A 19,054-nucleotide genomic window follows, 5' to 3' on the forward strand; every position below is an offset into this window, starting at 1 on the left:
AGAGCGACGTAGCGTTCCCCCATGATCGGTCCGCGGTTCTTTCGAACTCGCGGCTTATGGCGATCTGCACTCCTGCCAATTGGCGCAGGATGATCGCTGCTACGGGGCACGCGGACGGGCAAGTCTTAAGTGATAGAGCGGACCGGATCGGGGTTCGTGCATTCGGTCGGCAGATTCATAGTTCGCTTTGCCCACCGCACGGCGTTGCCGATCACTCTTAATACGGATTCGTTATAGTAGGTAGGATGTGTTTCGTGGCCGGGGCGGAAGTAGACGATCCGACCGTGGCCGCGCCGCCATGTGCAGCCGCTGCGAAAGACTTCGCCTCCTTGGAACCATGATAGAAATAGCAACTCTTCCGGCTCGGGGACGTCGAACCGCTCGCCGTACATCTCTTCATGATCGAGTTCGATCCGCTCGCCGATTCCTCGGCAAATCGGGTGACTGGGCTGCAGGTTCCAGAGGATCTCCGCCTCGTTCGCCTCACGCCACTTGAGTGAGCAGCTTGTGCCGAGCAGTCGCTTGAAGATTTTCGAATCATGAGTCGAGTGCAGCGCGACAAATCCCATCCCGGAAAGGACGCGTTGATGCACCCGCTGAACAATCTCTTCCTCGACTTCAAGGTGAGCGAGATGCGCCCACCAGACGACGACATCGGCCCAGTCGAGCACCTCTTCGCTTAGCCCCTGTTCCGGCTCGTCCAAGGTTGCCGTGCGGATGTCGAGGTCGTCGGAAGCGATACCGCCGGCGATCTGCCCGTGGATACCGTCCGGATAGATGTCCCGAACTTCCTGCCGCTCCCGCTCGTGGCGGTACTCGTTCCAGATCAGCACTCGCGTTGGTTCACTCATTGAATCCCAGTCTCCGGCTCGTTTGGTGCCGGCTCATCCTGCCCGCCCGGCCCGAGCGGGTCAATGTCCATCAACTCCAATTGTTGCTTGCCAAAGCCCAGCGCTGAAAATCTCCAATAAAAAAGCCCACGGGCTACGACCCGTGGGCTTCAATATGTGGCGAGGAAAAAGCGTGATCAGTTCGAAGCTGTCACAGCGGCTGCGATGCCGTCGAGAAAGCCCTTGAGCTGCTTGCTTCTGACAGGATGCTGCAGCTTGCGAACGGCTTTCGCCTCAATCTGCCGCACACGCTCGCGGGTAACCTTGAAGATGCGGCCGACCTCTTCGAGCGTGTAGGTGTAGCCGTCGCCAAGGCCGTAACGCAGCTTGATGATTTCCCTCTCGCGATACGTCAACGTTTTGAGCACGCTGTCGATCTTGTCTTTGAGCATCTCCTGAGTCGCCGCGTTAACGGGGCTGTCGGAAGAGTGGTCTTCGATGAAGTCGCCGAAGTAGCTGTCTTCCGACTCGCCGACCGGTCGGTCGAGGCTGATCGGCTGCCGGTGAATCTTCATCACCCGGCGAGCTTCTTCGATGCTGACCTCGGCCGCTTCGGCGGTCTCTTCGACGGTCGGCTCGCGTCCGTTCTCCTGCAGCAGGGCCTTGGCGACCTTCCGCAGTTTCGACATCGTCTCGATCATGTGGACCGGGATGCGGATTGTACGGGCCTGGTCGGCGATGGCTCGCGTGATCGCCTGGCGAATCCACCATGTCGCGTAGGTGCTGAACTTGTAACCGCGGCGGTACTCGTATTTGTCGACCGCACGCATCAGGCCGGTGTTGCCTTCCTGGATGAGGTCGAGGAACGACAGCCCGCGGTTGCGGTACTTCTTGGCGATCGAGACGACGAGTCGGAGGTTACCGCCCGAAAGGTCTCGCATCGCCTGCTCGTACGACTGAAAGCGAACGTCGACAAGTTCGACGCGATGCTTGATCGTCTCGGGCGTTTCGAGCGTCATCCGCATCAGGTCGTCGAGTTCTTTCTGCAGATTGGCCTTCTCGTCTTTGGCGCTCTTGAGATTTCGCAGGCTCTTGATGCGGGCGACCAGTTCCTGCATCCGCTGCGAGATCTGCTCCATCCGACGCAGACACGGCTGCAGCCGTTGGGTTCGCAGGCTTAATTCTTCGACCAGCGTGGTCATCTTGCGGCGACGCACGGTCAACTGGGCTTGAGCCTCCTGCCGCTCCGCCTTGGGCGTTTCGGGGTCCATGATGACCGCGAAGTCGGCGAGGTTCTTCTGATAGAGCACGTCGAGCGTGGTCAGATTGTGCGGCATCCGGCCGGTAATCTGCTCTTTTTCCAGTCCCTCGGTCATGCTGACCTTGATGGTTCTGTCAAAAGGTAATTCCGAGTTGTGTACTTTCTTCAAAATGTCGATCGCGGTCTGCATCGCGTAGTCGCTCTCCAGGAGCGCCCGGCGGAACCGCTTGCGGGTGACTTCGATCTTCTTGGCGAGCGAGATTTCCTCTTCGCGGGTCAGCAGCGGGATTTCGCCCATCTGCGTCAGATACATCCGCACGGGGTCGTCGATCTTTCGCGTCGCCTCTTCGGCGGCGAGGTCGCGCGGCTTGCGCGTCGACTTCTTTTTCTTGACCTCTTCGGGGAGACCGGCCTCCCGCTCGGTCATGATTTCCATCTCGAGTTCCTCCAAACACATCAGGAGGTTATCGAGCTTTTCTGGATTCAATGCTTCATCGGGCAGGTAGGCATTGACCTGGGTATAGGTCAAAAAACCCTGCTCTTTGGCAGTGTCGATGAGCTGGTCAAGTGTGTCGTCAAGGCGGTGCACGCGCGGGCTCCTCCGAGGGAAAGGCTCGGCATCAAACAAGGGGTAGGTCAATTAATTGCGGACATGACGGACGGAAATCGTTTCGTGTGCTCGACGCAGCAGTTGCTTCATCTGGTCGTCGAGAACATCTCCGTCTTCAGCCCGTTTTTGCGCGATCTGCCCGCGGGATCGCTCAAACGTTTGGTCCTGTCGGCGTCTCTTGATCAATTCGACCGCGCGACTCAGGAACTCGGGGCGGGGGTTATTACTGCCGGGGGTCGACCGTTCGGTCGGGCCGGACAGTGTCTTCGTTCGTATCTCAGAGTCAATCGAAACGATCAAACTCACGAGATCAGGTTGTGCTTTGCTGATCAGCAAATCGTACGCCGGTGGGCCGTGGATTTCCGACACATCGCGGCAATAGTCAAACAATCGAGCCATCGGCTCGGACTGAAAATCATCGCTGCCGATCTCGCCGGCAACGTAACCAAAGTGTTCCGGAAACATCATCACAGCGCCAAGCAAATCTCGCTCCACGCGTTCGTGACGCGAATAACTTTTCGCTTCGAAATGAGGTCGCCCCGAGCCACCACGCGGCGTCGGCTGATTGCCTCGCAGCCGTGATAACTGGGTTCGCAGTTCGCCATCACCGATCATCAACAGATCAGACAGTTTGCTCAGTATTCCGTTCACCCGACCGGGGTCGGGATTGCCGGCAGCCGCCAACGTCGACAGCACGTCGTCTGCGATGCGTGTCCGACCGAGAGCGGTATCCAGCCCGTGAGTTCGCCGCGCCTCGTTGAGCCGGAACTGCAATGCATCCGGTGCTTGTTCGATTAGCGACTTAAACGACTTGTCTACATCATCTTTCGCAAGAAAATCGGCCGGGTCTAGTCCCTCAGGGAGCGTGAGAATGCGAAGATCGACATCCTGGGCTAGAAATTTTTCCAAAGCGCGATGGGCCGCACTCAGCCCCGCGTCGTCTCCGTCGAAGACCAGCACGACCCGCTCGGCGAAACGTTTCAGCACAGAAACGTGCTGCTCTGTCAGTGAGGTGCCCAGCGGTGCGACCGCATTTTGATAGCCAGCCTGATGGGCCGCGATGCAGTCCGTGTAGCCTTCCATCACTAGCGCCGTTTTCGGCCGAGATGCCCGAATCGCATCGCGAGCGGCATCGAGTGCGTAGAGGAGTTGACTCTTCTTGAACAGAACCCCTTCCGGGCTGTTGAGATATTTTGCATCCCCGGCCGGACCGTAGTCCTGACCGGGCAGGACACGTCCCCCAAATGCAACGGCGCGCCCCCGTTCGTCGCGAATCGGAAACATCAGCCGACCGACGAAATCATCCCGATAACCGTTCCCTTGGCTCTTTTCACGCACCAGTCGGGCCGCGAATAGCTCCTCGTGTGTGAAGTTACCCTTCGCCCGGTCGAGCAGCCACGACCAATCATTGGGGTGATAACCGATCTTGAATCGGTCGATCATCTCCGACGTGATGCCGCGGCCCGCGCAGTAATCTCGGGCGATTCGGCCTTCAGCCCCGGTCAGGAAGCACTGATGCATCTCGCGCTCGGCCCAGGCCGCAGCAGCGAACAGGCGATTCTTGTCGGAGGAGCCGGTCCCGGACGAGTTGTTGCTGTAGCCAGCCGACCGCTTGGGCATCTCCAGCCCGGCTCGCTCAGCCAGTTGTTCGAGCGTCTGGCGGAAGTCGAGCCCGTCATGCTTCATCACGAAGCTGAAGACGTCGCCCCCCTCATCGCACACCCAGCAGCGAAAGCTTTGCCGATCGGGATAGACGTGCATCGAAGGATTGTGGTCGTCGTGAAACGGACAGAGCCCGACATATTCGGCTCCACCGCGCCGCGGCGACAGCGTGACCGAATCACCGACCACCTCGACAATACTGGTCCGGGAACGGACCAGCTCTTTAAATTCATCCGACGACGACACAGGCGCTCCGCAGCAGCGTGATCTCAGGGTGCGAGCAGGGCGGATCGACTCCCTCGGCTAACCCGGGAACGCTCCCGAGGTCGACCTTCGCGGCTCACAACGATTAAACGGGCCAAGTCAAGCCGACGTTTGATCAGTTCCTGCCGCAGGAGTTCGTGCATCCCCGCAGATCAAACCTACAACCCACAGCCGCCGGGTCAAGCAATCGCGAAGAACTTAGAGGGTCGCCGACGCGTCGCAACCGCATTGAGATTAGAATGTTGCAAGTCCCCGCACACCGCAATCTCGACCACAATTCCCGCCGATCCCGCAACCACCGCTGACGATCCGACCCCCAGTTCCCCCCCGACAGCGCAACCCCGCATAATCGATTAGACAGTTAGTTTCTGCGATAGGTGAGTTTTGGGTAGTGTCCTAATTTGAAAAGTTCGGGAGGGGCGGATCTTCGTGGTAGCGGTAGGCGACGGGAGGTCGGCTCATGATTTTCGCCATCTCTTTTGGGACCGGAATTCGTGTCGGGCCGTAGTCTCCCGACCGTTCTGTGTTGCTGTCGTACGTGTAAAAGTCCCAACGACTTTTCGGGGGAACGATCTTCGGATTGCGCCCGCCCCAGGAGGGCGGGCGATACTCTTCGTCACGGCACGACATGACGATCTCTGCTCTCAACCACGTGCGCAGTTGGCTAAATCGTGGTGAATACGGCTCCAGCACGCCTAATGGGCGATAGACAGACCATAGACTCGGCTTCTCCCATGTCGCCCCGGCGTCTTCCCACAAACGAAAGGCAACCCCCTCACTCAGCACGTACGGAATCGGCCACAACAGCAGCAGCCCGGTCAAGATGATCCAGCGGCGTTTCATGGCCGCATATTAGCAGGATGACGGCGGAACGCGGTGCGCTACTTCGCTGGCCCGCCAAATTCGCGTTCCCGGTTCCGGCGGAGGGTCTCGAACGCCGCACAACCTTCGCGGGTTGTCTCCTCATCTGAGAGAGTTGCCAGCGCAAAGAAGAAGGCCGACTGCTCAGGCAGTCGGCCTTTCCAGCGGAGAGAGAAGGATTCTCCAGAAGGCCTTTTCGCAACATGCTTCCCGCAAAGGACTTAATGCGAAAACCCCATGGGCCAGCAAGAGTTAGGGCGAGCGGTGCGATATCAAACTTGACCACCGTTATCCACTATTGACCGTCTTTTATGTCCCAGTGGGACAAGTCGGCTGCGAGGGATTGAAGCTCTAGGAGTTCAATCCCATGTACCATCCTAATTTGCCTCTGGTTGCCCGAGACGGGCAGACTCTTCGCGTTGTCGGCGTTTGCCGGATCAGCACCGAACATCAGGACGCAAAGAGCCTGCAAGACCAAGAGGCCCTCTATCGCAGCTGGGTTGACGAGAACTACGACGGCGCCGTCGAGTTCCAAGTGATTTGCAGTCGAGGTAGCGGCGAGCTTCTCGAAACACGTGAGCAGCTTCAGTTGATGGAACTGGTCGAGTCTGCCACCTGCGACCTTGTCATCGTGGAAGACCTCGGCCGTATCTGCCGGCGATTCTTTGCACATTCAATCTGTGAAAATGCACAAGATACCGACACTCGCGTGATCGCACTGAATGACAATGTCGACACGGCGAACGAAGGCTGGGAAATCAATTCATTGTTCTCATCCCTTCGGCATGAGTCCTACAATAAGGATACGAGTAAACGGATTAAGCGTTCCCATTTGAGCCGATTCCAAAAGGGGGGAATCGTCCAATGCTTACCCTATGGCTATCGCAAGCCTCATCCTGGAGCCAACGATGAAGAGTGCTGGGTAGTTCCAGAGGCTCGCCCTGTCTGGGACGAAGTGTTTCGCCGGCTGGAGGAGGGACACTCGAATGCCGAGATCGCCGATTGGTTGAACGATGAAAAGGTGCCGGTGGGGCCGCACGTCAAGAAAAAGAAATGGGATGGAACACTTCTCGGCCAGAATATCCATAACCCGATCCTCAAAGGGGTCCGCGAACGCAACCGTCGCGAAACCAAGCGTGAGAATCGAACGGGTCGTCGTATATCAGTGAAGGCCCCTCCCGAAGCGCTTCTTCAGCGGGACTGCCCGAATCTGGTGATCATAGATCCCGATCGGTACGACCTCGTGATACGAGCAGTGGATGCACGGAACGCACATTACGCTCGTGGCAGAAAGGCTGCCGCTGATAGCCGTAAGGGCGTGCCCCGAAAGCGGACGGTCAGGCCTGGTCAAAGCCTGTCGTGCGGCATTTGCGGGCGGGTTCTTTACTATGGCGGCCACGGGCAGAACGATCGCTTCATGTGTTCAGGAGCTCGCGATCATCATTGCTGGAATGGAGTGACCTGTTCCGGGTTCGATACTTCGCGAAAGGTTCTCGCGGCCGTCATCGGACATCTACGCTCCCAAGCGACGTTCATTGACGAGCTCCGCAACTCCATTGAACTGGAGCTACAAAAGGCCTTTGCAGCCGATAACGATCGCCTGACCGCGATCAACAAGCAGCGCACGGAGGTTGCGAAAGAAATTGACAATATAACTTTAGCCGTTGCTAAAAGCGGGGGCTCGAACGCGTTGCTTGGACGTCTCTCGCAATTGGAGAACGAAGAGCGGCGAATTCAGCTTGAACTTGATAACCTCCATCGGAGACGACAGCCATTACCACCATTGCCCTCAGAGGAAGAATTGAACCAGATGATCGGCCGCCTTGCCGACGAGGTCGACCGAACATCTCCCGAGTTTCATCGGATCATGTCTGCTTTGCTGCCTGATGCGACGGTCATGCCGGTCCGCCAATGCCTCGGCAACGGCCTCGGCCTTCGATTAACGGGCTTGCTGCATCTTGTGGAGATCGTACCTGGTTTGGCAACGAAGCTTGATCTCTCCGCGGAATCCTACACAGTGCCGATTGAGCTGGACCTTTTCGATCCGCCACAACCAGTCGTAATCCGCGAGGATGTCATCCGATTGACGGAAGAAAATCAGAAAGAACGTGATATCGCCAAGCGCCTGCACGTGACTCAGCCCGCCGTCAAGAACGCTTAGAAGCTGCATCGGAAGATGCAGGAGCTTGGTTTAGCCGACCCCTACCAGGTACTCACGGAGCCTCCGGACGGTACAAGGCTCAGGCGACATCTGCATCGGCGGTACAAATTCCGCCATTCCGATGACGATTGATAACCGCCGCCAAAGACTGCAATTTCATTCCCTTAACGATCAGGAGCCCCGGCGAAAGCCGGGGATTTTTTATGCGCGATCCAAAGAAGACTTCCGGAAATTACATTCCTCACTCTGAAACTACCGCTCCAGGAAGGTCCGTCGGGAAACTCCTCCAGCTGTTCGGTCGAACGATTGCAAGAAAGTTGGTTTCCGACGAAAAGCGAGAGCAGAGATAGAAAACCGTGTAGAAGTTTTCGGATTCTCAGGACACCTGAAAGCGAGAGTACTTCACGCCGCAACAACCGTCTCACTGGAATCGAATTCTGGGGAAAGGAGCAATCATTTCGCACAAAACAACATCTCGCGCTGATCGTGTCGGCATTGAAGTTTTGGAGGGAGGAGAACGTTCCTCACGAACCAGTGGCCGATGTCCCAAACTTTAATAAAGGCGCACTCGAAGAAATCGGCGTCACCGATCTGTGAGACCGTTTGCGCCACTGCCGGATTCGCTACGGCAACTGAGATAACTATGCCCGCGCTGAACAAACTGCACTTCGGCCGACGTGGCAGCCGCACGAGTCGGCGGCGACCTCCGCTGGTGGCCTCTGTACTGAAACCCGGCTCCATCTGAATTCAGAAGTTCTTCATCAGTTCCGATGCGTTGAGCCCGAGCGTGTCCGCAATCCGCTCGATGTTTCGCAGGGCGACGTTTCTTTCGCCGCCCGCTCCGCTAGTGCCAGACCTGCACTGCGTACTTTTCGGGGAGAGACGGCACATCGGCCATGCCGATGGCTTATGCGAATCGAAGTAGTGAGCCGCGTATCGATGAATAGAAAGGAGGTTTTAATAATCATTTCGACTTAGCCGGCAGGTCGCCTATTGCTAAGACTTAATTCGATTTTTGTGGCATATATCCATGGGGCGAATTAGTCGTTTGAACCCCTGGCCCCAACCGAAAGGAGGCCTTCTTGAAGCGGAGTTTATAGCGGAAACGACGACTCGCTTCACGAATCCAGAGCTGGCTTGTGTGCCGGCTCTTTTCATGCGCTGACTGACAACATCATCAATTTCTAAACCAGGGAACGAACCTATGAAGATCATGCTGATTAACAACGACGGTGGCGGATTCGCGGACTGGGTCGAAGTGGCTGATGGCACCACGACCTCGCAGCTGTTCGCCAAGCACATTCCCCACGGGTCGCCGCGGGACTACCTCATCCGTGTCAATCGCCTTCCCGCTTCGGCGGAGCAGGAACTGACCGAGGGCGATCGCGTCTCGATTACGCCGACCAAGATTGAAGGAGCTGTTCACGCGGCGTGACGCCCTCACTTTCACCAACCACCGCAGCCGGGTCGACGCATGCCGTTGGCCCGGCTGCTTTCATTAAGGAGACCAACTATGGAGACCAGAGAGGCCGCCCGAGCGGCTCTCAAGATGCACGAACGGCTCCGGCAGCGGCACGAGGCGCACGCCCCGGTCGAATTGCCGGAGCGGATGTGGGATGAGTGCCGTGACTCGCTGCGATTAAGTAACCGAGCCCGATTGCTGAAGCACCCGCTCGCGGCACTCCGCCTCAGGCGGCAGTTTCGAGGCCGACTGATTAATCTGATCGACGTCCTTGACGATCAGCGACGGCAGCTCAACGAGGAGTTCGCGGGACAGCGATTAATGTCGCCGTACGAGATCGCCCTTGACTTGAAGGCTCTCGAACACGACTTCCCGGAAGTCGAGATCGATTTCGGCTCATGCATCATCTCGGTCACGACGGAACCGGTCGAACTGGAAGGCCTCTATCTCGGTCCGTTCCGGGTTAAGTTCTGTTGGAAGTCGCTGGCCCGTTCGCAGCCTTACATTGTCGAGGCTCTCGATCCGCATCCGGCCGCGTGTGACAGCGACTGCCATCACCCGCACGTTCAGAACGGGGCACTCTGCGAAGGGGACGCCCGGTTGGCGATCGCGAAGGCGATTGCCGAAGGACGCCTGGCCGACTTCTTCCAGATCGTGGGCAGCGTGCTTGCGACCTACAACTCGGCGAGTCCCTACGTCTCGGTCGAAGACTGGGACCGTCCCGAATGCAGCTGCGGCGACTGCGGCAGCGGCATCGATGAAGAGGACGCGTGGGGCTGCGAAGGCTGCTCCACGACGATCTGTGATGGCTGCCGGGAACGCTGCGTCGACTGCGACGGCATTTACTGTGCGGCGTGTGTGACCTCCTGCGATGGCGAATGTGGCGAACGTCTCTGTCGCGGCTGTGCGGAGGACGGCGAGGGCTACTGCAAGGACTGCCGGAGGGCTCTCGAAGAAGAGCTCGCCGAGCAGGCGGCCGAGGAAGCGGAAGCGAATGCTGCTGAGTCGGCTGAAGCTTCCGACTCGGTACTGGTTCGAGAGGAGGTGCCGGTATAAGACGGGATGCTCCGATTGATCTCTCCGCGGCCGCTTTAAGATTCACGCCTTACGCCTGGGCAAAGCTGCTGTTCTTAAGAGAAGCCGTTGATGTCGAGGTCAGTGGCTTCGGGATCACGCCCGCTGACGACCCGCTCTGCGTCGAGGACATCGTCCTCGTGCCGCAGACGGGTGAGACAGCCTTCACCTCGATGGACGATGTCGGCGTGGCCGACTTCTTCGACGAGCAGGTCGAACTCGGTCGCAGCCCGGCCGAGTTCGCACGGGTCTGGATTCACACGCACCCGGGTCGTTCACCGACACCGAGCGGCGTGGATGAGCAGACGTTCGACCGCTGCTTCGGCCGGGATGACTGGGCGGCGATGTTCATCCTCGCCGAGAACGAACGGTGCTACGGCCGGCTTCGCTTCGGCCACGAGCCGGGCTTCTCGCTCGACCTCGGGGCCGACGTGACCTTCGATCATCCGTTCGAGGGCACCGATCACGAGTCGTGGCAGGCTGAACTGGATGCCAATCTCACGGTGCTTGAGCCGCAGACGGTCTGCGGCCCGGACCTCGTCGACCGGGATGAATTCTTCGACGAACAGAACTTCGACTGGGACTGGAGGTGGGAGGATGAGAAGCCGTTTAATGCGGCAGAGCGGGCTGGTGCCCGAGGAGAGGCTTATTGACTCGCCGGTAACGGTGATCGGCGTCGGAGCGATCGGCCGGCAGGTTGCCCTTCAGGCGGCGTCGCTCGGCGTGCCGACCCTGCAATTAATCGACTTCGACACGGTCGATGAGACGAACGTCTCAACGCAGGGGTACCGACAGCAGGATGTCGGCCGATTAAAGGTCGATGCCGTGCAGGACGCGATCCGTGAGATCGACCCCTCGATCGAAGTGCAGAGAATCGCCGACCGCTTTCGCAGTCGGCAGGAAGTTCATCGAGCGGTGTTCTGCTGCGTCGACTCGATCTCGGCCCGGTCGGCGATCTGGAAGGCCATTAAGGACCGCTGCCGCTTCTGGTGTGATGGTCGGATGCTGGCGGAAGTGATCCGCGTGCTCGCTGTGTCGTCGCATGACGATCACCCGCGGTACGAAGCGACGCTATTCACCCAAGACGAGGCTCAAGCCGGCAGCTGCACGTCCCGCGGGGTGATCTACACCGCCCACATCGCCGCGGGCTTAATGCTGCACCAGTACGTCCGCTGGCTGCGCGGCATCCCGACGGAGCCGGAGCAGACGCTGAACTTAACGGCCGCGGAACTTTCCATCGGCTGTCCTATTAAATGCTGATGAAGTAGTTCGGCTGAGCCGCGTGGCGAAGCCAAAACGAACGACTTAATCACACAGGCCGCTCCCGAAGGGGGCGGCCTTTCGTAATTCCAGAAAAGGTTCCGATCAATGAAGTGCAATGACCTCAATCGTGCCGTCGCCCGAGCGACCGGCGATACCGCCCAGACTATTAAACACCGCGGCTTCGGCCCGGACCTTAACGAGCAGGCTGGCCCCTATCTCGACTGGGACATCGCCGACCTCGAACGAAAAACGCCGCTATTTCCGTAGTGATCGCGGAAGCAAGTCGTCTGACACCAACACAATACGCACGCATTTTTTGGAGACGACGTGGAAGAACTACTTTATCTCACTGTCATCGGAGGGACCGTTTTGTGGCTTTGCCAGCATGACGGGCGGCATAGTCGCCGCAGACGCAGGCGGCGACGACGGCGAAGCTGAATTCGATGGCTTCAGTCCCATCGTGGCTACGATGCAGCGGCGGTCGAGACATCAACCGTCGCTGCTTTTTCCACTCAATCGCGGGAGAGACGGGCCCCGATTTTTTGGCTCTCAGGTACTTTCTGTATAACTTGCAACTGTCGACCTAACGCCAAATGTTGCATTAGATACCGCGCGGAAGGCATCAGACTTATGCAAGACGCACTGGGTCTGGTAATCTATTTTTAATCGAACTTTTGCACCGAGAACGCTCGGGATCAACAACGCGGCGTACGTTGCAAAGACGTGTGTTGCTATGGCATGGCCTCTGGCCCGCCGAGATTAGGGATGATACTGAAGTGATCAAATGCCCGCGACGATTAGAAATGAAAGTGTCCCTGTTTAAGATTACGCGGCGCATTGCGAGCGATGATGTGACTAAAACGATGACAGCGATTTTCGCGATGCACGGTGAGCTGAGCGTCATCCGGTCGAACAATATCGCTACAGGCATCAAGAACTGGCCGTACCCAGCGAGGTTCGCCTTAAGGGCTACTACAGATTGGTAAACTTCTTGAAAGCCCATGCTATATATGTCGCAGTCCGGTAGCCTTTGGAAAACAGGTAAGAGTAGAGCTTTCAATCGAAGCTGAACGATGAGCTCGTCCACCTGCACATGTTCGAGCACGTGCGGGTGGCACGATTAATGGGGTCGACACAAACGTGCGATTGCAACGAAGTGTGCCTGGCCGATTTTTCTTGAGGCTGCGTGGCTGGACTACGCAATCCTGAAGCACCTCGAAGTGAAGAAGGCAGCCGCGTGCTTCTTCCGTTTGAGGTACGCTTTCACTCCTACAGTATACAACCCCCGCCGGATCACTCGTATGACTAATAGGCGTGCTTTCGCACCGCAGCGTATTAAACGCCAGGCAGATTATTCGGCCGAGTCGGACCGGTCGAGAAATGGATCAAGCCCGGCGTCGACAAGTCGTCGATGTCGAGCACGCTCGTCATGTAAGAGTTTTCGTCGGGCCGTCGATCCTGACCTTTCACGAATTCGCTGTGCGCGTCGGAAGTAGCGGAGCCAATACCTCGGCAGTTCACCGTCCGTGGCCTGTATATTGCCTCTTCGTTTCAGTTTTGAGCGATATTGAAGTGGAAACACACTCAATAATTCGTCATCTAATGATAGAAGAAACCGAAAACTTCCCGGGTCGCCTTGGCGAGCAGCTCGCCCGATCAACTGCCGGTCGATCCTCTCTGACGAATGCATCTCCGTGGCGATCACATGCAGGCCTCCGTTGCTCCGCACCTGTTCGCTGAGCAAAATATCTGTTCCGCGTCCGGCCATATTTGTGGCGACGGTCACGGTACCCGGTTCACCGGCACGACTCACGATCGAAGCCTCTTCCTCATGATGCCGGGCGCTCAACACCGCGTGTTCGATCGCTGCCTCCTTTAAGCAGCTCGAAACCTGTTCGGATGCGTCGACGGAGGGGGTCCCAATGAGTACCGCCCGCCCCGCGCCGATCATGTCGCTGACCGATGTGAGCAACGCATTCAGCTTGGCTTCGAACGACACGAACAAGCGAGGAGCAATGCGTGATCGACAGACAGGGCGATTCGTCGGAATAACGACCACACGGCGTCGATAGATTTTCTGTAATTCACGACGGACCGGAGTGGCTGTTCCGGTCATGCCAGCGAAATCCGTGTAGCTGCGAAACAGAGTTTGTATTGTCATCGTGGCGGCCACGCCGGTTGGCGATGATAACGGCAAGTTCTCTTTAGCTTCGATCGCTTGGTGCAGTCCCGCCTGCCATTTCCGACCGGCGAGCTTCCTTCCGGTACCCTCATCGATAATTGCGACCTCGTCCGCCGACACGAGGTAATCGCGTCCGGAGACAAACAAGTGCCTTGCCGCCAACGCCTTTTCGACCGCAGTAAACAGGGCGTCACCGTCGAACTCATTCAGGTCGACCGGTTTTTCGATTGCGTTGAGTGAAGCGCAACCAGCGGGGGTCAGGTCGACGCGACGATGTCGCGAATTCACCCGAAAGTCTTGCCCGGGCTCCAACCTTTCGACGACATCGCGGCACCATGAATAGAGAATCGGCATTCGCTCTCCGAGTCGCTTTTCAACGCCGATGATTAATGGAGTGCGGGCTTCGTCGATGAGGATACTATCGGCCTCGTCGATCAGGGCGAAGTGTTGACCACGTTGCACGCCTGCGGCTTTAATTGAGTTACCACTGCGACTTTCACTAAAGCGGAACGGATCGGCCCGCTTCTTAAGCCTGTCACGCAGGAAGTCGAATCCGAGTTCAGAAGCAGTCGCGTAAGTGATATCACGTTGATATTGCGTGCGGCGGTCGTCGTCAGAGAGACCGGGTACGATACATCCGGTCGATAATTCACAGAGTTGATAAACAGGCGCCATCGTTTCGGCGTCCCTCCGGGCAAGATATTCGTTTGCAGTCACGACATGAACACCCTGCCCCTTCATCGCTTTTAAAAGAACTGGCAGCACGGCGGTAAGCGTTTTCCCCTCGCCGGTTTGCATTTCTACGATACGAGAACGAAACAGGCCGATCGCTCCGAGCAATTGCACCGGATAGTGCTCGTAGCCGAATACTCGGTGACTTGCCGCAAAGCCAAGCGCAAACCCTCTCTGCATTAGTTGCGACTGCGATGCTCCAGCACGAATCGACCATTTGAGTTCTCGCGCTTCGTCTGCGAACGCGGACGGAGACAAAGCCGCCAAGCGTCGGCCGTCGCGCCGGATGCGCTCGACCAAACGGAGGTCGGTGTATTGAAAACTTAATGGCATCGCGGATCTTGCCCGACTGCTCGCGCGTCAACTCAAACGGAACAATTCAACAAGGCGTTCCCAAGCCGTTTCTCCGAGCGGTTCCCAGCCGACGAGAATTCGCGCATAACCATGCAACCCCGGCGGAACGCCGTCGGCTGAAGTCTCAATCAGCGCTCGCACCTCATAGATCGTATCGACTGGCTGCTCAATCCCGGAGCGATTGCGTTCTGTGGCCAGTACGCCACCGGTTCTCAGGGCGACCTCGGGCGGCGCAACCTCGACGCGGTCGGTCCCGACGCTATCAATGATGCTCGTCCAGGTTCGGCTCGAAAGAGCAGTGAAGCGGATGCGGACGTTCTGCCCCACGCGAACTCGATCAATCTCTGTTTGGTCGATCAACAAGACGGCTTCAATCTTTCGTGATTCTCCGACGAGACAGAACGTGTCGCCGCTATTGAGCCACGCACTTCGATTTTCTGTATCGAACGGCGTACCTTCGTAGCCGACGAGTTGTCTGTCACCGCGATCGGGGCGAATCTTGGGCGGGGGCGGAAACACCGTCCCTTCAACGTGCGATACAAGTCGAAGTTGCTCCTGCTCCGACTCAAGCTGATCGAGCCGCGCTTGTGACGCCGCCATGGCCTCGCGAAGTTCCGGAAGACGTTCGGCGGCGGTGCGATTCTCGGTCGCTTGTCGCTGAAGCAGCCTTAGCTGTTCCTGCAATCGTCGGTGACGGCCTCGGCTTTGAGCCATCAGAACTTGCATGTGTGAATCCTCCAGGCGAGCCAGAGATTCACCTGCTTCGACTTGATCTCCCGGGCGGACATGTATTTCTGCAAGATGCCCCGGCACGCTGACGTAAATGCGTTCGGCGTTGCAGGGCCTCGTGACCACAATTGCCGACACATATCGTGGAACTGGGACCACGGCGATCACCGCCACCGCAATGAGCAGGCCTAAGACAAAAATCGCCAGCCGCGCCTTTTTCATTCGTTCAAGCCTTCCCGGAGTGAGCAGATACTTCGCCATGCGGTACAAAGGCACCAGCACCATCCCACCCAGCGAACTCAAGATCAGTCCATAAGCGATAGGTCGCAATCCGTAAGGAGCTAAGACCTCCACAACGAGCCAGCACAGCACGAGCATAACGAACCAGCGGTAAATCGGTGCCGCGACGGCATAGAGTGCGAAGACAATGGAATACTGCGTGGGGTGACTCGTGGGCGATGATGCCTCTTTTCCGAAAAACCAACGTTCGGCGAGTCCGACGATCGCCGATCTCGCCTTGCCGCTGAGGTTCGGAACTTCGATCAAGTCCGAGAGAATATAGTACCCGTCATATCGGAGAAGTGGATTCGCATTAAATACTAAGGTCGAGACTGACCCGACGGCCATTGTACTTAGACACAAATAATGAAGCAGACCCGGGCTTGTATTCCACCAGATGAACGTACAAATCGCTGCAATGACGAGTTCAACATACATTCCGGCAGCGCCGACGGCGGCCCGTTGCCATTTGCTTCGAAGCATCCACGAGTCTGACGTGTCGCAGTACAGACAGGGTGTGAATACGAGCAGCAGCAGCCCGATTTGGTGACATTCGCAGCCGAATCGCTTGCAGGCGACCGCATGTCCTAATTCATGGGCACACTTTGTGAGAGCCAACGCAACCATCACCCACGCAAAGTTTCCTCCGGCGAAGACACTTTGGAAACCGGCTAGTTTGCCAAGAAACTGGTCGAATTGAACAGCAATCAGCAGAAGCGCGGCGACAATTGAAGCCAGCCCGACGACAACTGCAGGAAACGAAAACAGCCAACCGGTTCGTGGGACCAGCCAATTAAGAAATGGATCGGGATCGACACCCGGAAATTTAATCCAGAGCAGGCTGAGAAACTTCGTACCGACCTGTCGCCGACGCTTCTTACGCGACCGATCTAAAAGCCCAGTCGCCTGTCCGTCTCCTTCAGAAAGAATGAGTCCCGATTGATAGAATGCTGTAAACATCGCCTGGAGCCGCGACGATGAGATCGCGACAGCCGGAAATCGGGAACGCAGCGACGATACGATTTCGCCAAGCGAGTTCTTGCCATCTAACATCTGAAGGGCTGCGAACTGCTCTTCACGCAGCCTAAGATATTTTAGCGCCGCCGGATCTTTAATAATATACCAGGCGAGCCCCTGCTGCGTCTGCCGCTGCCAAGTCAGGTCCGGCCGCATTCGCAACGGAACGGGACGATCCTCTACTGTCGTGAAACTCATCGACATGACAGGGTGCCTATCGGCAGGAGAGCCAAGATGGACTTCGGCCGGGCTTAAGTTTTTTAGAAAAGGCGAAACGACTGGAGAGAGAGAAACGCAATTAATTCGTGGAACCAAACGTAGCCAAGCGACCGCTTGCCACAGTGAATGCGGGCGACAACGCGGGCCCCCGGTCGTAGTCGGCTGAGCTTATCTTCCTTAACGTCGACCCAGACCTTGAGGCCGTAGTTGGTCTCATTCGCATCGGGAGTCGTCGCCCGGGCCACGCGAGCAATACGGCCGCGATAGGTCGTCTCGGGAGCCGTCGCCAAGATGTACTCGACCTCAAGCGGCTCGTCCGCACGCTTTCCAGATTCAAGCAATTGACCGACGTGCTTGTCGGGGACATGGAGTTCGAGTCCCCAACTACCCGTCACGTCGGCGACCTTGAGCAATGCCTCACCCCGATTCACGGGCCGACCGTCAAGCAGTTCTTCCACATCGGTCGTAACCACGACACCCGTGATCGGACTCGTCAGCAAAAGACGCTCGCGACGAGACTGAAGAAGCCCCTTCTGCTCCTTCAAACTTTCCAGCCAGACCGCAAGTTCCTCTTCTTCGGCCACGAGTCTGTTTAATTCGGAACGGGTCAGCTCGCCAGCATCGGCATCGGCTCGGGAAGCTCCGACAGAGACGATTTTCTTCGTCGTCGTTTGAAATTCGCCTGTTACCTCTTCGAGCTCCAACTCGAGTTCGGTACTCCGCAACTTTAACAGCGGTGATCCGACTTCAACCGGGTCGCCATGACGGACGAACATCTCAGTCACGACCCCGGACTCCGACGCAAAGACCTGTCTCCGATTTTGAGCTTGGAGAGTTCCTTCAGCCGAGAGCGTAAAATCAGCCGGAATGATTATTAATGCTCCCACTAAGGTGACCAGAAACAAGATTGCCAACGCAGTCTTCGGGAACAGGCGTGCTTGGAAGAGCGCTCCGGCACGACCCACGGCGGACCATAATGGCCTTAAGAAAATCTGGCAATGTTCTCGAGCATTTTCGATCGCTACGGCGCTGTGCCGCGCGACGGCCTCGATCGGGTCGTCGAGTACAGGTTCGGCATTGAACTGCTCTATGATAAGCCCGCCAACCAATTTAGGATCGGTGTTGCGAACGTTGACTGTCTCATCGTCGCTTGGTTCCACCATCAACGGGACGACTCGCAACCGCCTGGCGTGCGATTCGTCGATCGCGGCAAGCATTGCGTCTCGGTGACGTGCCGGCAAACTATTAAGGTCTTCCGGATAATTAACCGGAGAGGCTGTCGGCAGTACCAATTTTGCAAGCTGACGTAGGCGGCGGATGACGTTGGCCCGAGAATTGACGGTTTCTAAACCGCTGACGGCCAGCACATGAAATCCTCCGCGAACTTTTCCGACGACTGTCAAACGGTCACAACCAATCAGTCGGCGTCCGTCGTTGGCGATCACATACGCGACATCGACGAGATTCAGACTGCGGTGGACGGAACAGGAAAAGTCCTCACGCTGGCCCCATTGGCCCCCGATTGCTCTCAGGCGACTTAATTCCCGGTGGCGGTGGTAGGACGCTGCGAGTTCCCCGGCGATCTCCAACACTTCCACAGTTCGCTCAAGGGTCGTCGCGTCCGCGTCCTGTGACAATCGAAGTTCAATTAAAGCCGCTCCGTCTCCTGCCTCGCCAGCGGCGGCGAGTATGATCTGTTCGTCACTGGGGTTAATCGTGCGACCGAATGCTTCGGCGCCGGGCGGGAAGATTCGGACTCCGCCTGCCGTCCTTACTTCCGTCAAAAGCTCATTCCACGTCGCGGCTCGCGGCTCGCCGTCGGACAGTGCCTCGCTCTTGCCGCCGGTACTGCAGATCACGCGCAGCGCGTCACCCGAATCATCCCACGCGCAAGCGAAAGTGGTCGGGAGGACAGAAGCCAATCGCCCGATCAACTCTTGATAAAACGGGGTCGGTTCGATGTCGGTCGAAGCCAGCTCGGCGATCTCGTCGATCGCCGTCGTGACGGTATTGTTTGACACCTGTGACATCACCGACTCTCCCGCGGATGGACCGCGATTCCCCGAGCGGCCTTGCCGGGTAGACTTGTATCAA

At 57.5% G+C, this 19,054-nt stretch carries 13 protein-coding genes; 6 read left to right on the forward strand and 7 right to left on the reverse strand.

Going from position 1 to position 19,054, the window contains the following annotated elements; genetic code table 11:
- Positions 1 to 125: 125 nt before the first annotated feature.
- From Pan189_RS09435 to Pan189_RS09450, 4 genes are all read right to left on the reverse strand, one after another.
- Positions 126 to 851: a ThuA domain-containing protein gene (locus Pan189_RS09435; protein ID WP_145363673.1), complete on the reverse strand. Its 726-nt coding sequence runs from the start codon at positions 849 to 851 to the stop codon at positions 126 to 128.
- 176 nt (positions 852 to 1,027) lie between these two features.
- Complete coding sequence (gene rpoD / locus Pan189_RS09440) at positions 1,028 to 2,680, reverse strand: RNA polymerase sigma factor RpoD (protein WP_145363674.1); 1,653 nt, start codon at positions 2,678 to 2,680, stop codon at positions 1,028 to 1,030.
- Positions 2,681 to 2,731: 51 nt separating this feature from the next.
- Complete coding sequence (dnaG, locus tag Pan189_RS09445; protein ID WP_310821291.1) at positions 2,732 to 4,609, reverse strand: DNA primase; 1,878 nt, start codon at positions 4,607 to 4,609, stop codon at positions 2,732 to 2,734.
- A gap of 414 nt (positions 4,610 to 5,023) precedes the next feature.
- On the reverse strand, positions 5,024 to 5,470 hold the full coding sequence (locus Pan189_RS09450; protein ID WP_145363676.1) for a hypothetical protein: 447 nt from the start codon (positions 5,468 to 5,470) through the stop codon (positions 5,024 to 5,026).
- A 385-nt stretch (positions 5,471 to 5,855) separates the two neighbouring features.
- On the opposite strand from Pan189_RS09450, the gene Pan189_RS09455 reads away from it, so the two are divergent.
- The 6 genes from Pan189_RS09455 to Pan189_RS21330 all read left to right on the forward strand — a co-directional run bounded on the left by Pan189_RS09455 (position 5,856) and on the right by Pan189_RS21330 (position 11,715).
- Positions 5,856 to 7,649: a recombinase family protein gene (locus tag Pan189_RS09455; RefSeq protein ID WP_145363677.1), complete on the forward strand. Its 1,794-nt coding sequence runs from the start codon at positions 5,856 to 5,858 to the stop codon at positions 7,647 to 7,649.
- 1,204 nt (positions 7,650 to 8,853) lie between these two features.
- Entirely contained in the window at positions 8,854 to 9,084 is a 231-nt protein-coding gene (locus Pan189_RS09465) for a molybdopterin converting factor (protein ID WP_145362268.1), read from the forward strand.
- Positions 9,085 to 9,162: 78 nt separating this feature from the next.
- Positions 9,163 to 10,167 carry a hypothetical protein gene (locus Pan189_RS09470; protein ID WP_145362267.1) on the forward strand — a complete coding sequence of 335 codons (1,005 nt, stop codon included), beginning with the start codon at positions 9,163 to 9,165 and terminating at the stop codon, positions 10,165 to 10,167.
- 158 nt (positions 10,168 to 10,325) lie between these two features.
- Positions 10,326 to 10,838 carry a hypothetical protein gene (locus tag Pan189_RS09475; RefSeq protein ID WP_145363678.1) on the forward strand — a complete coding sequence of 171 codons (513 nt, stop codon included), beginning with the start codon at positions 10,326 to 10,328 and terminating at the stop codon, positions 10,836 to 10,838.
- Positions 10,783 to 11,445 carry a HesA/MoeB/ThiF family protein gene (locus Pan189_RS09480; protein WP_145363679.1) on the forward strand — a complete coding sequence of 221 codons (663 nt, stop codon included), beginning with the start codon at positions 10,783 to 10,785 and terminating at the stop codon, positions 11,443 to 11,445. Before Pan189_RS09475 ends, Pan189_RS09480 begins: the two co-directional genes overlap by 56 nt.
- A 108-nt stretch (positions 11,446 to 11,553) precedes the next feature.
- Complete coding sequence (locus Pan189_RS21330; protein WP_310821292.1) at positions 11,554 to 11,715, forward strand: hypothetical protein; 162 nt, start codon at positions 11,554 to 11,556, stop codon at positions 11,713 to 11,715.
- A gap of 1,084 nt (positions 11,716 to 12,799) precedes the next feature.
- Here Pan189_RS21330 and Pan189_RS09485 read toward each other — a convergent pair.
- From Pan189_RS09485 to Pan189_RS09495, 3 genes are all read right to left on the reverse strand, one after another.
- The gene (locus Pan189_RS09485) at positions 12,800 to 14,695 is read right to left on the reverse strand and encodes a preprotein translocase subunit SecA (protein WP_145363680.1); all 1,896 of its coding nucleotides are present in this window, start codon (positions 14,693 to 14,695) and stop codon (positions 12,800 to 12,802) included.
- A gap of 27 nt (positions 14,696 to 14,722) precedes the next feature.
- A complete protein-coding gene (locus Pan189_RS09490; RefSeq protein WP_310821293.1) occupies positions 14,723 to 16,939 on the reverse strand; it encodes an HlyD family secretion protein in 2,217 nt (738 codons plus the stop codon).
- A gap of 62 nt (positions 16,940 to 17,001) precedes the next feature.
- Positions 17,002 to 18,990: an efflux RND transporter periplasmic adaptor subunit gene (locus Pan189_RS09495; RefSeq protein WP_145363682.1), complete on the reverse strand. Its 1,989-nt coding sequence runs from the start codon at positions 18,988 to 18,990 to the stop codon at positions 17,002 to 17,004.
- Positions 18,991 to 19,054 lie beyond the last annotated feature (64 nt).

It is taken from the genome of Stratiformator vulcanicus (genome assembly GCF_007744515.1).
Classification (GTDB): domain Bacteria; phylum Planctomycetota; class Planctomycetia; order Planctomycetales; family Planctomycetaceae; genus Stratiformator; species Stratiformator vulcanicus.

Coding starts and splice junctions, on each gene's coding strand:
- Pan189_RS09455 (WP_145363677.1), top strand. CDS start 5,856: ATGTACCATCCTAATTTGCCTCTGGTTGCCCGAGACGGGCAGACTCTT.
- Pan189_RS09450 (WP_145363676.1), bottom strand. CDS start 5,470: ATGAAACGCCGCTGGATCATCTTGACCGGGCTGCTGCTGTTGTGGCCG.
- Pan189_RS21330 (WP_310821292.1), top strand. CDS start 11,554: ATGAAGTGCAATGACCTCAATCGTGCCGTCGCCCGAGCGACCGGCGAT.
- Pan189_RS09470 (WP_145362267.1), top strand. CDS start 9,163: ATGGAGACCAGAGAGGCCGCCCGAGCGGCTCTCAAGATGCACGAACGG.
- Pan189_RS09465 (WP_145362268.1), top strand. CDS start 8,854: ATGAAGATCATGCTGATTAACAACGACGGTGGCGGATTCGCGGACTGG.
- Pan189_RS09435 (WP_145363673.1), bottom strand. CDS start 851: ATGAGTGAACCAACGCGAGTGCTGATCTGGAACGAGTACCGCCACGAG.
- Pan189_RS09490 (WP_310821293.1), bottom strand. CDS start 16,939: ATGAGTTTCACGACAGTAGAGGATCGTCCCGTTCCGTTGCGAATGCGG.
- Pan189_RS09480 (WP_145363679.1), top strand. CDS start 10,783: ATGAGAAGCCGTTTAATGCGGCAGAGCGGGCTGGTGCCCGAGGAGAGG.
- Pan189_RS09485 (WP_145363680.1), bottom strand. CDS start 14,695: ATGCCATTAAGTTTTCAATACACCGACCTCCGTTTGGTCGAGCGCATC.
- Pan189_RS09495 (WP_145363682.1), bottom strand. CDS start 18,990: ATGTCACAGGTGTCAAACAATACCGTCACGACGGCGATCGACGAGATC.